Below are 14,380 nucleotides of genomic sequence, written 5' to 3'. Positions count from 1 at the left end.
CGCGACGATCAGCTGTCGATCTGCGTGATCGAGCGAACACGGCCGTTGACGATCTCGATCTGCACCGACTTACGGCCTTTAAAATACTCGAGACGATAGCCTTCGAGCCCGCCGGAAGACGATTCGATCGGCGTTTCGCGATCTGGCTTACCCGCGACACTGCGAAGGGAAGCCCATTCGCTGCGCTCAGGCACGCGAGACGTTGACATTCCCCGCGACGAACCAGCGCCATAACAGATCCGTACCCTCACGGATGCCGATGCGCGCGGAGCCGGGCACCTCATCGGGAGGCGGCGTGCCGTCGTCCAGGATCGTGTAACCGTCTCGCGCCGCGACAAGGTCGATACCGTTCTGCTCGCCGGTAATGCCCATCGCCTGGGTCAGTCGTGCGGGGCCGCTGCACAGTTCGCGATCCTTGCGTATGCGCGGTCGTGCGGCACGCATGCGTTCGATGCCGTTGACGGGTTCGAGCGCACGAATCAACACACCCGAGCCCTCGCCTTCGTCGCCACACACCGTGTTGCAGCACCAGTGCATGCCATAGGTGAAGTACACATACATGTGGCCCGGGGGACCGAACATCACCGCGTTGCGTCGGGTCTTGCCACGAAAGGTGTGCGCGGCGGGATCGATAGCCCCGACATAAGCCTCGACCTCGACGATGCGCCCTGCGCGCCCGTCTTCGCTGGCGAGAAGTTTGTTCAGAAGTTGGGGCCCTACCTCGCGTGCATCGCGATGGAAGAAGGATCGCGGAACGATGTCCCCAGGCCAACGACGGCGACGAGCCAACGTTAAGGCTCCACCGGCGCGCCGTCGGTATCCGGATCGGGACCCGGGCGCTTCACGGGCTCAGGGTCGTAGGGAGGCGGCGCGGTTCCCGGTGGCACGCTGTCGGTGTCGGGAACGGGTCGATGAGTTCGATGCATGACATTCTCCGGTGGTCGGTGCCCGCGTCTGGCGGGCACCGACGACGCGAAGCCCGATCAGAATACGCCGAGCAACCAGCAAATGAGGACGATGGCGAGAATGACGCCGATACCGCCGCTGGGACCGTAGCCCCACGAGCTCGAATAACCCCAGGTCGGAAGACCACCGATGAGGGCGAGAACCAGAACGATGAGCAGGATGGTGACAAGCATGGTGACTCTCCGGGCAGCGGTGCGTGGGAGCCATCGTCGCTTGTGGAACCGTCTAGAGCATGTGACGCGGAAGCCCCGTTTCCACGTCACGTTCAGCTAATGGCAGGCCGGATCGCCGCGGGCGAATCCGGCCTGAAAGTACTTAAGTAGCGACTTCAGGTACGCACTACATAGCACGGCTCGTACGCCGTACCGCCGGGCAGCTTCATACGGTGCTGCTCGACGAACGCCTTCAGCATCTCGTCCAGTGCGCGCATGATTTCCGGCTCGCCGTCGATCACGAACGGACCGAACTGTTCGATCGCACGCACGCCCTCTTCCTTGACGTTGCCGGCGACGATGCCCGAGAACGCGCGACGCAGATCCGCCGCGAGTTCATGCTTCGGCCGGTCGCGATGCAGGGCCAGACCGGCCATCGCCTCATGTGTCGGACGGAACGGCTGCTGGAACGGCAGCGGGATGTCGAGCGCCCAGTTGAAGAAGAACGCGTCCTTGTTGTCGAGACGATGGTTACGCACCTTCTCGATACCCGACACCATGGCATGCGCGACCGCCGCCGGATCGTCGACGATGATCTTGTACAACCGGGACACGTCGTCGCCGAGCGTCAGACGAAGGAAGCGATCGATCTGCTCGAAGTACGCGGCGGAATTCTTCGGGCCGGTGAAGATCAGCGGGAACGGAATGCCCTTGTTCTTCGGCAGCAACAGAATGCCGAGCATGTAGAGGATCTCTTCCGCCGTACCCACGCCACCCGGGAACACGATGATGCCGTGACCCAGACGCACGAACGCTTCGAGACGCTTCTCGATGTCCGGCATGATCACCAGGTTGTTGACGATCGGGTTGGGCGACTCGGCCGCGATGATGCCCGGCTCGGTCACACCGATGTAGCGGTTGCCCTTGCGACGCTGCTTGGCATGCGCGATGGTCGCGCCTTTCATCGGGCCCTTCATCGCGCCCGGGCCGCAACCCGTGCAGATGTCCATCCCACGCAGTCCGAGCTGGTAGCCCACGCGCTTGGTGTACTCGTACTCATCGCGCGAGATCGAGTGACCGCCCCAGCAGACGACGAGATTGGGATCGACCTGCGGACGCAGGATGCGCGAGTTGCGCAGGATCTCGAACACCGCGTGCGTGATGCCCACGGTGTCATCGAGATCGAACGCGCCCGTTTCGAGCTGGGTCGACACGTAGACGATGTCACGCACGACGGCGACCAGCAGCTCGTTGATGCCGCGGATGATGCGGCCGTCGACAAACGCCTGTTCCGGTGCGTTCTTCAGTTCGATCTTGATGCCGCGGTCTTCCTGCAGCACCTGGATGTCGAAATCGGGGTACTGCTCGAACAGCGTGCCGGGATCGTCCGACAGGTTGCCCGAGGTCAGCACGGCCAGTGCGCAACGGCGCAGCAGCTGGTGCAGGCCGGAGCCGCTGGCGTCGCGCAGGCGCGCGACCTCATTACGGGACAGGATATCGAGGCCGCCGGCCGGGGACACCCGCGCGCTGACTGTCCTGCCGTTGACCGGATCCCCGAAATGGATGGCATTCATGGAGTTACTCGTCCTTCTGACCGCGAATTAGCGGCGAACCCCGCTCCGGATCGGGAGCGGACCGCCTAGGATCACCGTCCGGCGGCGGAGGGTCAAGACCGGGCCCGGGCGGCGCAAAAAAAGGCCGGCACCCTCACGGGTACCGGCCTCGGGATCGAGCAGCGAATCCTTCGCTTAGAACGTGTACCTGACGGTCAGCATGGCGGACCAACGCGAGACCGGGTTGACCTTGGTCGCGCTATTGTCGGTCGGGGCGTCATACACCGCCTTCGTGCCCGGCTGGTAGTTGCCGTTGGCGTCGGTCGGCAGGTTGTAGATGTACTTGCCCGTGGCCGGATCCACGCCGCCGAAGGCCGCGAAGTTACGGGTGTACGGGAAGCCGACGTACGACTGCTGGCCCCAGTCCTTGTTCACCAGGTTCAGGAAGTTGTAGACGTCGAGACGGATCTCGCCCTTGTTGCCCTTGAAGATGCCCGGGATTTCCTGGCTGATGCCGAGGTCGATCTGGTTGACCCAGGCGGCCTTGGTGGCATTACGGCCGGCGATCTTGCCCTGACGCTTACGCAGGTAGTTGTCGTCCTGGATGTACTGGTAGAACTGGTCCTGCAGCTGCTGCGAGGCGCCCGCCGTGCCGGCCGCGTTACGCAGAATCACGTCGCCACGGTTCGGGATGTAGGCCAGGTCACGCGAGTAGCTGTCGCCGTTGGCATCGTTCGAGAACACCCAGCTGTACGGCACGCCGTCATGACCGTCGTAGAACGCGCTGATGGTCGTGGCGTAGTCGCCGAAGAACTTGTGCTGCCACGTCAGCGACGCGTTGAGGCGCTTGCCGATGTTGGTGTTCGACGTCGACGCGATGTCTTCGTTCGGGTTGGTCCACGCGTTGTTCGAGTAGTTCGAGCTGGCCTGGCTGGAGGTGCCCGGATTGACTTCCGTGGCGTGGCCGCCGGTGGCCGACACGCTCCACGCCCACCCGTTCTCCATCGCCTTGCTGAACGACAGGGTGACCGAGTCCGCCTTGCCCTTCGAGGTGTTGGTCAGGTAGGTAACGGCCTGGGCGAAGCGGTTGTCCGAACGCGAGCGAGCCGTGTTGGTCGTGCTCCCCGCGGAAGGCGCGCCCGCCGGGAACGCCGCACAGTTACGGCCGGTGGCGCCGCCGACGGCCTGCGCACCGCCGATGCAACCGAAGTACGTGTTGCGACCGTCCGGCAGGATACCCGTCGGATTACCGATGTTGAGGTTCTGATAGAAGATGCCGTCGCGCGTATCGAGATGCTGCCATTCGATGCTCGCGATGATGCCATCCCACGGCAGTTCACGATCGAACGCCAGCGACGACTTCCACACGCTCGGAAGCTGGAAGTCCTTGTCGACGGTATCGACCGCCATCTGCGGAACCGTGCCCGCGCCGCTCGTGTTCTGAGCGAGCGGATTCGCGCTGAACGCCGGGCAGGGAATGGCCGGGCCATTGCCGAGCGTGCAGTTGTTACCCTGACGGTTGTACGAGTAGGTAACGATGTTGATACCGTTGTTCTGGTACGGGTTGGTCATCCACACGGTCGGCGGATCGGACTGGAACAGGCCAACGCCACCGCGCAGCTGAGTCTTGTATTCGCTGTCGAAGGTGTAGTTGAACGACAGACGCGGCTCGACGAGCTGGCTGCCATTGATGGTGCTGGCATTGCTGAAGCCGTACTTCGACGCGAACGTCGCGTTGTAGAGCGGCTTGTCGTCGGTCAGGTACTTGTTGACGCGCACACCGAACTGCACCGAGAGGTTGTCGCTCGCCTGCCAGGTATCCTGCAGGAAGAACGTGTTGCGACGCAGTTCCCACTGAGCCGCGATGTCGTTGAGCGAATAGCCCGGCGCCGGCTGGTACAGCGAATAGTTGGTGTAGCGACCGGCGGCGAGGTTGGCGTAACCGTCGTAGAGGTACGAACCGAACTCGGTACGACCGAACAGGTTGTAGATACGGTTACGTTCCCACTCGAAACCACCCTTGATCGTGTGGTCGCCGAGGTACAGGGTGCCCGCCCACATGGCGTTCAGCGTCTTCACCGACGCCGAGTTGTAGTGGCTGAACTGGTCTTCGCCGAGGTAGACCGACGGACCCGACGTGCCGACGCCCTGGTTCAGGCGAACCTGGACCATCGGCTGCTGCTGATCGACCGAACGGTTCAGCGAGTAATCGCTGTAGCCGACCTTGGCCTCCGACGAGAACACGTCGTTCCAGTCGTCGAACGACTGCAGCGTGTAATTCTTGATGTCGGTGTTGACGGTGTACCAGTAGCTCGAGAGACCGACGCTGTTGGTCGAGTTGCCCTGCGGATTGGGCTTCACTTCCTTGGTACGCGAGTACGCAAGGTTCATGCGGTGACCGTCAGTGATGTTCCAGTCGATCTTGGCGATGTAACGCTTGTCGGTCAGGGTACCGGCGTTCGCGCCGGTCGTGCCGGGCGAAAGACCACGACCGGTGGCGGCGGCGATGGTGCGGTCGAGATCCGTCTGCGAGATCTTGTTGGCCGTGGAAAAGCCGGTCAGCGTCGGGTCGAGGCCGGTGACGGCGCCCGAGCTGAGGCCCGTGACTTCTTCCTTCTCATAACCGGCGAAGAAGAAGAGCTTGTCCTTGATGATCGGACCGCCGACGGTGGCACCCGCCGTCCAGTTGCGGTCGAACTCGGTGTAGTCCTTGCCGCGGTCGAGCCAGCCGGCTTCGCCGACCATGCTGCTCGCGTTCTTGAAGCCGTAGTACGCCGAACCGTGGAAGTCGTTCGTACCCGACTTGGTGACGGCGTTGATTTCCGCACCGATGGTGTCGGAGCCGACGTCATAGTTGGCGGTGGAGATGTTGAACGAGTCGATGGTGTCCATCGACACCGGCGAGCCGACGGTCGGCATGCCGGTGGAGTTCAGACCGAACGGGTCGCCGACGCCCAGACCGTCGACCTTGATCGAGTTCAGGCGGGTGTTCTGGCCGTTGGCCGAGATCGCGCCGGTGCCGTGGTCGACATTGACGCGCGGATCGAGACGCGCGATGTCCGCGATGTTGCGGCTTGGCGACGGGGTGTTTTTCAGCTGCTGCTGCGAGATGTTCGTGCCCAGACCCTTGTTCTCCGAAGAGAACTGGCCTGACACGGCCGACACGGTGACCGCATCCAGCGCGGTCGCGTCAGCCGCGCTGGCGGCGGTGCCGGCGCTCAGGTTGACCGAGGTGTCCGAACCCAGCTGCAGGTAGACGTTGTCCTGGCGGGCCGACGGCGTGCCGTCCTTGGTGGCGGTGACGTCGAACGGGCCGCCGACGCGCAGACCCTGGGCCGAATAACGGCCGCTGGCGTCCGTGGTGGTGGTCTTCGTCGTGCCCGACGGCTCGTGGACGATGACGACGGTAGCGTTGGCCACCGGCTGACCGGCGGCGTCGAGCACGCGACCGCTGATCGTGGAGGACGTTTCCTGCGCAAATGCAGGTGCCGCGAAGAGCGAGGCGATCGCCAGCGGCAGGAGTTTGGCGCGGATTCGGCTATTCATCTAATGGTCGACCCTGTGGCTTGCAACGAAAAAAGTTTTTGCCAAACGAAGGGCGGCTCGGCCGGAGCCGGGCGGTGCGATTCGCTTGAGCTTTCCCCAATCTGTGGCTGTGTCGTCTCGTGTGACCCGGTTCACATCCTTGCGACCGGTGGCGACAGTTGTTAAGCCAACTTTAACGGCATTGTATGACAGATTTGTAACGTTTTCACGCCAGTTTGATAAATACCACTTTTTCCTAGCCAGGCCGTTTTGTCGTCTAACTTGCCGTTTTTGGTCGATATTTATTTTTCAACGGCAGGTTACGCGAGCTTCGTGTAAGAACCACTACAGCCGGTCGCAACGAATCGCGGTCATGTGAGTCGCAACAACACGTGGGCGCGTCGTGGATCGTCACGATCCAAATCGCGAAACGCTGCGGTTTCCAGCCCAACACGAATCCAACCGGCTCTTGTAGGAGCGCGCCTTGCGCGCGATCGAGGGTCCCGCCAGCACCGGTCGCGCGCAGGGCGCGCTCCTACAAAAAGCCGAATCCGGCGCCCGGGGGAAAGCCGAATCGTGCGATCGGAGAAAAGCCGTATCGGGCAAGCGGGGAGAAGCCGGAACGGTGCAAACGCCGGGCAAAAAAAATCGCCCCTCTTTCGAGGGGCGATCGTCGTGTCGCTGAGAAGGGAGGGCGGTATCGCCCTCCCCCGGCTTTTGTCAGAAGAACGAAGCGCCGACCGTGACCATGAACGTGCGGTCCTGCAGCACCGAGTAGTACGGCGCCGAGGTGAACAGTGTGGTGCCGTTCGCGTCCTTGATCTTGTTCGGGTTGCTGGCGAGGAAGGCGCCGGCGTTGCTGGCATACGTAAGCGCCTGACGGTTGGTCAGGTTGTACACGTTGATCTTGATGAAGGGCTTGCGGAACGTGGTCGAGAAGTCCGGGAAATCCCAGCCCGCGTTGAGGTTGAGGGTGGTGTAACCGCCGACTTTCTCGGTGTTCGACCAGTCACCCCAGATCGCACCCTGGTACTTCGCGTTCAGCGCAGCCCAGAACGGGCCGTTCTTGTAGTTCAGCGCGACGTAGGCCGCGTTGCGCGGAGCATTCAGCAGGGTCTTGCCCTTGGTGTAATAGATGCCGTCGCCCAGCGAGTCGAGGTTGTCTTCCATGCGCGACTGCAGGTAGGTGTAGTTGGCGTACACCGACCAGTTTTCGTCGAACTTGAAGCTACCCTCGAGGCTCATGCCGCGGTTGTGCACCTTGCCCAGCTGCGTGTAAACGCTGAGGCCGGTGACCTCGTCGTAGCCCGACACCTGCTTGTTGTTGAAGTTGGCCGCGAACGCGTCGACGCTGAGCGACGCGCGCTCGCCGTAGTAGCGCCAGCCGAGGTCGGCGCTGGTCGACGACTCCGGCTTGTTCGGCAGCGCGCCGGCGTTGGCTGTGCCATAGCCGTACAGCGAGTTGCTCAGCACCGCGCCGTTGATCGGCGCACGGAAAGTCTTGCCGATGCCGAAATACAGCTGGTTCTCGTCGTTGAGCTGGTACTTGGCGCCCGCCGTCGGCGTCCACTTGTGGAACGTGTCCACCGGTGACGAACCGTAACCGACGTTGGTCGGGGTGACGGTGACCTTGCCGGCGGCATTGATCGCACCGGCCGAGCCGGGGAATTCCGCCACTTCGCCATCACGCTTGGACCAGATGTACGCCACGCTGCCGGTCAGGGTCAGCTTGTCGGTCGGGTTCCAGTTGTCGGTCACGAACGCCTTGGCGTTGGTGGTCGTCGTGTACTGGCTGTACGCCTTCTGCGTGCTGCCGTCCGGGTACTTGATGCGCGAGCCCTTCTCGGCCCACGTATCGATCGGCACGCCGGTGGCGTAGTCGACCGGGACGAAGACCTGACCCTGGCTCTGACGCGGACGCTCGGCCCACACGCCGTATTCCAGGCTGTTGCTGTCCGAGAGATCCTGATTGAACTTGGCGATGATGCCCGGACGGTAGGTCGTCGAGTAGCTGTACGAGTTGACCAGCTGCGTGCCGCTGATCTTGCCGTCGCCGTTGAGGTCGTACGGCACCGACTTGTAGTAGTTACCGGTGGCGAGCGGGTTCTCGGTGAACGTGGAGCCGGAACCGCCGCCGCCCAGGCCGTACTGGAAGTACGGGACCACGGACAGGCGCAGGTTGTCGGACAGGGTGAACTCTCCGTCCAGGCTGGCCAGGTAGTTACGGAACGGGTTCTGGTGAAGCGCGTAGTAGTTGCTGCTGGTGCTGCCCGGCGTGTAAGTGCCGAGGTAGCTCTGCTTATAGTCAGCAGCGGCCTGTGCCTTGGTCAGCGACTCGTAGTTGGTCTTCACTTCGCGGTTGTACTGCACCGAGAAGGTCACCGAGTTCTTGTCGTCGATGCGCCAGACCGACTTCTCGTCGACCTTGGTCACCTTCGACTTACCGCGGCCGCGCCACAGGTTGGTCTCGTTGTCCGAGTACGACAACCAAGAACGCACCGGACCGATGTCACCGGTGTTCAGACGAATGAAGGTGCGGTGGTAGCTGTTGCTGCCGCCCGACTGTGCGACGTCCAGACCCGCCGTGTGCGACGGATCGACCGTCACCCACGCGATCGAGCCACCGGCCGCGCCCGAGATAGGGGTGCTGTTATCCGGAAAACCCTGTTGCACGGTCACGTCGCCCATGTTCTCGGCGTCGCCGTACTCCGAGGCGTAGATCTTGTAGTTGCCGCTGTCGTTGATCGGTGCACCGTTGACGGTGACGCCCACTTCGTCGAGACCGAAGCCGCGGACCGAGGCGTTACCGTCGTTCAGACCGGTGTAGTCATCGGTGGACGACACGACGCCCGGGATCGAGTCGATGGCCTGGGTGAAGTTGACGCCGGGCGCCGCCTGAATGATGGCATCGCGGGAAACCGTGGACACGGCCTTCGGCGCGTCCTGGATCGACATCAGACCACCGCCGAGCGACAGCGAGTCGGCCTTCACCTGCACGGCTTCCATCGCCTGTGATGCGCGACGCGTAGCGTTGTCATTGGAGGTGTTGGACGTGCTGGTCGCCGTGGCGCGCTGGCTCTGCGTGCTGCTGGCCTGGGTGCTCTGGGCGTCCTGGGCCGAAGCGGCGCCGGTAGCCACAAGAAGGGTCAAGGCGATCGCGGCCGAGAGTGAGTTACGGGTCATCGCAGTTTCCTGAAAGAACGTGGTTTTGAGGGTGAAATCGTGAGTTCGCGCCGCACACCCCTCGTGCGCGTCGCGGCAGTCAAGCCAAAAGCCTTCCCTGACGAACCTCTTGCGAGGCCGTTATTTAATTTCCGCGTTTATGCAATTAATACCCTGATCGTAAATAAGTTCGATTATTTCTCTTCGATATTTATTACGATCGCCGCAAGAAAAAACGTTTTGACCGGCCACAGCGAATTGCCCACTTCGATGAGCGGGACGAAAGGAAACGACCGGATTGGGGAGCCTTCAGAGCCGTTGCGCACCAAGCGCCGCGACCGGAGCGCTAAGCCTCACCTTAGCCTCACATAATGACAGTTTAGCGATTATCTGACCTTTTTTTACAGATCGGGAATAGGCATTTTTCCAGCGCGGCAAATCAGCGCGGCCATCACCCCGTAACCCCGGCTCATTATTACCCCGCGCCGCTCTGTAGGAGCCAGCCCTGCTGGCGACCGCCAACGCAGCGAAGAAGCAGCGACAAAAAAAACCGCCCGGTCTCCCAAGCGGTTCTCCAGGCGACGGTCGCAAGAGGACCCAGTCAGCCCTTCCCCAGATACCTCGACCGCTTCGCCGGCTTCAGCGACGCCAGATCCAGCATCACGAGTCCATCCACGCAACCGGCGAAGTCCGGGTCCTCACCGAAGGCGAGGAACTGCACGCCCGTCGGCTCCACCAGATCGACGTACTGACGGTAGAGCACCGGCAAGGTGACACCCAGGGCATCGAGGCGATGCTTGAGGCGGCCCAGGCCGCTCGCCGGATCCAGTCCCTCGAGCTCCGCGCGCACCGACTCGATAGTGGACTGCGGAATCACGAACGGCTGGCGGGCCGCCGCGAGCCCCTGCACACCGAAGAAATGCTGGTGGGCGGCGGCGATCCACTCACGCGCCTCGCGCGGCATGCTGACCGACATGCTCACCGGACCGAATAGGTAACGCACGTCGGCATGGCGCTGCAGGTACAGGCCGATGCCCTGCCACAGCTGATCCAGCGCACGTGAGCGCCAGTAAGCGGGAGCGATGAAGCTGCGGCCAAGCTCGAGGCCCTGCGCCAGACGCGATTCCAGCGCCGGGGAGTAATCGAACAGGCTCGACGTGTAGAGCGAGGTCATGCCGCGCTCGGCGATCAGGCGACCGCCGTGACCAAAGCGATACGCACCCACGATGCGCAACGCCTTGGCGTCCCACAACACCAGGTGCTCGTAGTACGGATCGTAGGCATCGAGGTCACGGCGCTTGCCGGTGCCCTCGCCCACGCGACGGAAGGTGAGCTCACGCAGGCGCCCGATTTCACGCAGCGCGTAGCTGTCGGACGAGCCCTGCATCAGCAGGATGCGTTTGCCATCCGCCAGCTCGGCCAGCAGTTCGGCCTTGTCCAGCTCCGCCGCGACGCGCTCGACGGGCTCCGGATGCGCCAGCGGGGTCTGCCCGCCGAAGACCAGATCGCGGCCGCGGCCGACACGGTAAACGTGGCGGCGCATGAGTTTGGCGGCCTGCTCGGCCGACCCACCACTGACCTGCTTGAGTTCATCGGCATCGACCAGCTTGCCGATGCGGAAGGTCACGCGCTGGTGGCCCGACGTGGCTTCGCGCGGAAGCATGGCGGTGCTCAGCGGCTTGGCCAGCATCGACAGGCCATAGAAAGCGACGGAGTTGCGCGCGGCGATGTGCACCGGCAGGACAGGCACGCCGGACTTCATCGCTATGCGCGCGAAGCCGTCGGACCACTTGCCATCACGGACGCCGGACGGACCGACACGCGACACTTCGCCGGCCGGGAACATGACCAGCACCTCACCCGCCTGGATGGCGCGGAAGACGTTGCGCATGCGTGACGCCGAGCCCTTGCCGAACACGTCGACCGGCAGCAGCAGCGGGCCCAGCTGCGGTACGGCAGCCAGGACGTCGTTGCCGAGAATACGAACGTCTCGGCGCACCGAGCCGATCATCTGCAGCAGCGCGATCGCGTCGACCATGCCCAGCGGGTGGTTGGCGACGACGATCAGCGGGCCTTCGACGGGAATGTTCTCGCGCTCTCGCTCCGTGATGCGACAGCTGACCCCGAGGTAGTCGAGGGTGCGTTCGCAGAAGTCGAAGCCAAGGGCGGCGCCGGCGTGATCCAGCGTCTTGTTGAAGCGGGTCTCGTGCGCCAGCTTTTCCAGCATGCCGACGAGCGGCTTGCGGATAAGCGGGTGCTGGGCCAGCCAGGGCAGACGTTCCTGGAGGGTCTGATCGATGCTCAGCATGACTTAGGCTCCCTTGACGTCGAACGGATCAAACCGAACGGGGCCGGTGCGCAGTCGTGGTTTCTCATAAGCCTTCGAACGTCCTCAGCTGCCCCTCGTCAGGGCCATCGACGCATGCCCCGGACGGACCGCGCCCGTCCCGTGCATGCTCGCGGGCAATTATGACAGCAACCCTACCGCCGCGTACGTTCCTGCGACAATGGGCGGAAGGTCACACGGCAATGTGCAGGTAGGCAGACAGCCCGGTCAGGAACATCTGCACCGACAAGGCGATCAGCAGCATGCCCATCAGCCGCTCCAGCGCGGTCAGGACGCTCTCGCCCAGCCACTTGAACAGGAAGGTGGAGCTGAGCAGGATCACCGAGGTGGCGAGCCAGGCCAGGAACAGGGCGATGCCCCACTCCGCTGTACGGCCCGGCTGGGAATTGGTCAGCAACAACAGCGCCGCCATGGCCGACGGACCCGCGACACCGGGGATCGCCATCGGCACGATGAAGGGCTCACCTTCGCCCGGCTTGCCGAATACGCCACCTTCCACGGGCGGGAAGACCATGCGGATGCCGATCAGGAACAGCACGATACCGCCGCCGATGCTCACCGACTCCTGGCGCAGCTGCAGCACCTTGAGGATGTACTGACCGCCCAACAGGAAGCCGATCAGCACGCCGAGGGCAATGAGCAGTTCGCGCACCATCACCTTGCGGCGGCGCTGGGGGGGCACATCCTTGAGCAGGGCCAGGAACAACGGGATGTTGCCCAGGGGGTCCATGATCAGGAAAAGCAGGATGCCCGCGGACAACGTCGTCATCTGCGCTTCCATGGGGTAACTCCTATAACGCGGTCAGTGGGTCGGGCGAAGATCGAGTACGGTGCCGCGGGTTTCCGCGCCGGCACCGGACAGAAGATAGACGATGGCCTCCGCCGACGCGGTCGGCATGGGCTTGTCGAGGGTGTTTTCGCCGAAGTACGCGGCACGGCGCAGGGCCGTGCGCATCGGCGGCGGCAGCACGGCATGCACGCGCAGTGCGCCGCGCGCGTTCTCCGCATGGAGCACCGACGCCATACGCTCGACCGCCGCCTTGGACACGCCGTAGCCGCCCCAATGGGCGCGGGAAAGCAGGTCCGGGTCGTCGAGCACGAAGACCACCGCGCTGTCCCCGGCCTTGCCCAGCAGGGGCATGCAGGCCTGGGTCAGCGCGAACGGCGCCGAGACATTGACCTGCATCGCGCGCAGCCAGTCGTCCGGCTTGTGCATGGCGATCGGCGTCAGTTCATTGAAGTGCGCGGCGGCATGCACGATGCCGTCCAGGCGACCGAATTCCTTTTCGATACCCTCGGCCAGCGACGCGTAGTCGGCCGGCGTGGCGCTTTCGAGATCCAGCGGATGGATCACCGGCTCGGTACCGCCGAGCGCGACCAGCTCGTCATAAAGCTTCTCGAGCGCACGCACCTTGCGGCCCGTGATCACGACGGAGGCGCCAGCGCGGATCGCCGCCTTCGCCGTCTCGCCGCCAAGGCCGCCCGTGGCACCGGTGATCACCAGCACACGACCCGCGAGCAGGCCCGGCGCGGCAGACCAGTCGTCAGGAAGACGCGTTGACGGCAACGAACTCACGAATCGGCTCCGGCGACGTCGGCCGCCATGCGCTTGAGTTCACCGGCCGAATGCAGGTCTTCCACGATGTCGCAGCCGCCGATGAACTCGCCCAGCAGGAACAGCTGCGGGAAGGTCGGCCAGTTCGAGTAATGCGGCAGGCCGGCACGGATGCGCGGATCGGCCAGGACGTTGACCGGAAAGAAGACCGCACCCGCGGCGTCGAGCGCTTTCACGGCGCGATCGGAGAAGCCGCAGGTAGGGAATTCCGGCGTGCCTTTCATGAAAAGCACGATCGGATGGGCCGCCACGATGGCCTTGATCTCGTCTACGACGTCCATAGGTCGGGTTTCATCATTAGAATGCGATTAGTTGCGTAGTGTAGCAGTGTGGGCCCCGCGCCCCTCGCCACGCCCTTTCCCCCCAGCCACCGCTAAGGAGTCCCGCTATGGCGTTCGAACTTCCCCCGCTCCCTTATGAAAAGAATGCCCTGGAGCCGCACATCTCCGCTGAAACGCTGGAGTTCCATTACGGCAAGCACCACCAGACCTATGTCACGAACCTCAACAACCTGATCAAGGGCACCGAGTTCGAAGGCAAGAGCCTGGAAGAGATCGTCAAGTCGTCCTCGGGCGGCATCTTCAACAACGCCGCCCAGGTGTGGAACCACACCTTCTACTGGAACTCGATGCGCGCCCCCGGCGGCGCCGAGCCGCCGGCCAAGCTCGCCGACGCGCTGACCAAGGCCTTCGGTGGCGTCGACAAGTTCAAGGAAGAGTTCGCCAAGCAGGCCGCCGGCAACTTCGGTTCGGGCTGGACCTGGCTGGTGCAGCGTCCGGATGGCTCGCTGGCCATCGTCAACACGTCCAACGCCGCCACCCCGATCACCGGCAGCGACAAGCCGCTGTTCACGGCGGACGTGTGGGAGCACGCCTATTACATCGATTACCGCAACGCGCGTCCGAAGTACCTGGAAGCGTTCTGGAATCTGGTGAACTGGGACTTCGCGGCCAAGAATCTCGCCTGAGGTTTATCTTGCTGCGATGAAAAGGCCAGGTCGTTCAGACCTGGCCTTTTTGTTTACCGGGTACGGCGCTCCGATGGTTCGGCTTTTGGGGCT

13 protein-coding genes are annotated in these 14,380 nt (G+C 63.4%); 2 read left to right on the top strand and 11 right to left on the bottom strand.

Annotated features, from left to right (window positions below):
- Positions 1 to 8: 8 nt before the first annotated feature.
- The 7 genes from FA87_RS05440 to FA87_RS05420 all read right to left on the bottom strand — a co-directional run bounded on the left by FA87_RS05440 (position 9) and on the right by FA87_RS05420 (position 9,379).
- Positions 9 to 209: a hypothetical protein gene (locus FA87_RS05440; protein ID WP_197062368.1), complete on the bottom strand. Its 201-nt coding sequence runs from the start codon at positions 207 to 209 to the stop codon at positions 9 to 11.
- Positions 187 to 789 (bottom strand): DNA-3-methyladenine glycosylase, encoded by a 603-nt coding sequence (locus tag FA87_RS05435; RefSeq protein WP_036114963.1) that lies wholly within the window; start codon positions 787 to 789, stop codon positions 187 to 189. The genes FA87_RS05440 and FA87_RS05435 overlap by 23 nt, the downstream gene beginning before the upstream one ends.
- A gap of 2 nt (positions 790 to 791) precedes the next feature.
- Positions 792 to 926 carry a hypothetical protein gene (locus FA87_RS21265; protein WP_255349733.1) on the bottom strand — a complete coding sequence of 45 codons (135 nt, stop codon included), beginning with the start codon at positions 924 to 926 and terminating at the stop codon, positions 792 to 794.
- Positions 927 to 983: 57 nt separating this feature from the next.
- On the bottom strand, positions 984 to 1,139 hold the full coding sequence (locus tag FA87_RS20220) for a DUF3309 family protein (protein ID WP_079520847.1): 156 nt from the start codon (positions 1,137 to 1,139) through the stop codon (positions 984 to 986).
- A 155-nt stretch (positions 1,140 to 1,294) separates the two neighbouring features.
- Entirely contained in the window at positions 1,295 to 2,692 is a 1,398-nt protein-coding gene (gene ppnN / locus FA87_RS05430) for a nucleotide 5'-monophosphate nucleosidase PpnN (protein WP_051943872.1), read from the bottom strand.
- A 174-nt stretch (positions 2,693 to 2,866) separates the two neighbouring features.
- Positions 2,867 to 6,217 carry a carboxypeptidase regulatory-like domain-containing protein gene (locus FA87_RS05425; RefSeq protein ID WP_043692926.1) on the bottom strand — a complete coding sequence of 1,117 codons (3,351 nt, stop codon included), beginning with the start codon at positions 6,215 to 6,217 and terminating at the stop codon, positions 2,867 to 2,869.
- Positions 6,218 to 6,916: 699 nt separating this feature from the next.
- Positions 6,917 to 9,379: a TonB-dependent receptor gene (locus tag FA87_RS05420; RefSeq protein WP_036114967.1), complete on the bottom strand. Its 2,463-nt coding sequence runs from the start codon at positions 9,377 to 9,379 to the stop codon at positions 6,917 to 6,919.
- 39 nt (positions 9,380 to 9,418) lie between these two features.
- Here FA87_RS05420 and FA87_RS20670 point away from each other — a divergent pair, with 39 nt between their 5' ends.
- Positions 9,419 to 9,730, top strand: a complete 312-nt coding sequence (locus FA87_RS20670) for a hypothetical protein (RefSeq protein WP_156128499.1) — start codon at positions 9,419 to 9,421, stop codon at positions 9,728 to 9,730.
- A 229-nt stretch (positions 9,731 to 9,959) separates the two neighbouring features.
- On the opposite strand, the gene FA87_RS05415 is transcribed toward FA87_RS20670, so the two are convergent.
- The 4 genes from FA87_RS05415 to grxD all read right to left on the bottom strand — a co-directional run bounded on the left by FA87_RS05415 (position 9,960) and on the right by grxD (position 13,601).
- Entirely contained in the window at positions 9,960 to 11,666 is a 1,707-nt protein-coding gene (locus FA87_RS05415; protein ID WP_043692923.1) for a lysophospholipid acyltransferase family protein, read from the bottom strand.
- A gap of 211 nt (positions 11,667 to 11,877) precedes the next feature.
- Positions 11,878 to 12,474, bottom strand: a complete 597-nt coding sequence (locus FA87_RS05410; RefSeq protein ID WP_036118129.1) for a YhgN family NAAT transporter — start codon at positions 12,472 to 12,474, stop codon at positions 11,878 to 11,880.
- Between the two features lie 33 nt (positions 12,475 to 12,507).
- Positions 12,508 to 13,281 carry an SDR family NAD(P)-dependent oxidoreductase gene (locus FA87_RS05405; protein WP_043692920.1) on the bottom strand — a complete coding sequence of 258 codons (774 nt, stop codon included), beginning with the start codon at positions 13,279 to 13,281 and terminating at the stop codon, positions 12,508 to 12,510.
- A complete protein-coding gene (gene grxD, locus FA87_RS05400) occupies positions 13,278 to 13,601 on the bottom strand; it encodes a Grx4 family monothiol glutaredoxin (protein ID WP_036114973.1) in 324 nt (107 codons plus the stop codon). The genes FA87_RS05405 and grxD overlap by 4 nt, the downstream gene beginning before the upstream one ends.
- Positions 13,602 to 13,708: 107 nt before the next feature.
- Between grxD and FA87_RS05395 the strand changes: the two genes are divergently transcribed.
- The gene (locus FA87_RS05395) at positions 13,709 to 14,287 is read left to right on the top strand and encodes a Fe-Mn family superoxide dismutase (RefSeq protein WP_036114975.1); all 579 of its coding nucleotides are present in this window, start codon (positions 13,709 to 13,711) and stop codon (positions 14,285 to 14,287) included.
- Positions 14,288 to 14,380: the final 93 nt, after the last annotated feature.

Origin of the sequence: Luteibacter sp. 9133, from assembly GCF_000800155.1 — a bacterium.
Classification (GTDB): domain Bacteria; phylum Pseudomonadota; class Gammaproteobacteria; order Xanthomonadales; family Rhodanobacteraceae; genus Luteibacter; species Luteibacter mycovicinus.
This window is presented reverse-complemented; position numbering and strand designations above follow the sequence as displayed.

Excerpts from the sequence above, each read along its gene's own strand:
- FA87_RS21265 (WP_255349733.1), bottom strand. The coding sequence starts at position 926 with ATGCATCGAACTCATCGACCCGTTCCCGACACCGACAGCGTGCCACCG.
- FA87_RS05415 (WP_043692923.1), bottom strand. The coding sequence starts at position 11,666 with ATGCTGAGCATCGATCAGACCCTCCAGGAACGTCTGCCCTGGCTGGCC.
- grxD (WP_036114973.1), bottom strand. The coding sequence starts at position 13,601 with ATGGACGTCGTAGACGAGATCAAGGCCATCGTGGCGGCCCATCCGATC.
- FA87_RS20220 (WP_079520847.1), bottom strand. The coding sequence starts at position 1,139 with ATGCTTGTCACCATCCTGCTCATCGTTCTGGTTCTCGCCCTCATCGGT.
- FA87_RS05425 (WP_043692926.1), bottom strand. The coding sequence starts at position 6,217 with ATGAATAGCCGAATCCGCGCCAAACTCCTGCCGCTGGCGATCGCCTCG.
- FA87_RS05395 (WP_036114975.1), top strand. The coding sequence starts at position 13,709 with ATGGCGTTCGAACTTCCCCCGCTCCCTTATGAAAAGAATGCCCTGGAG.
- FA87_RS05410 (WP_036118129.1), bottom strand. The coding sequence starts at position 12,474 with ATGACGACGTTGTCCGCGGGCATCCTGCTTTTCCTGATCATGGACCCC.
- ppnN (WP_051943872.1), bottom strand. The coding sequence starts at position 2,692 with ATGAATGCCATCCATTTCGGGGATCCGGTCAACGGCAGGACAGTCAGC.
- FA87_RS05420 (WP_036114967.1), bottom strand. The coding sequence starts at position 9,379 with ATGACCCGTAACTCACTCTCGGCCGCGATCGCCTTGACCCTTCTTGTG.
- FA87_RS05440 (WP_197062368.1), bottom strand. The coding sequence starts at position 209 with ATGTCAACGTCTCGCGTGCCTGAGCGCAGCGAATGGGCTTCCCTTCGC.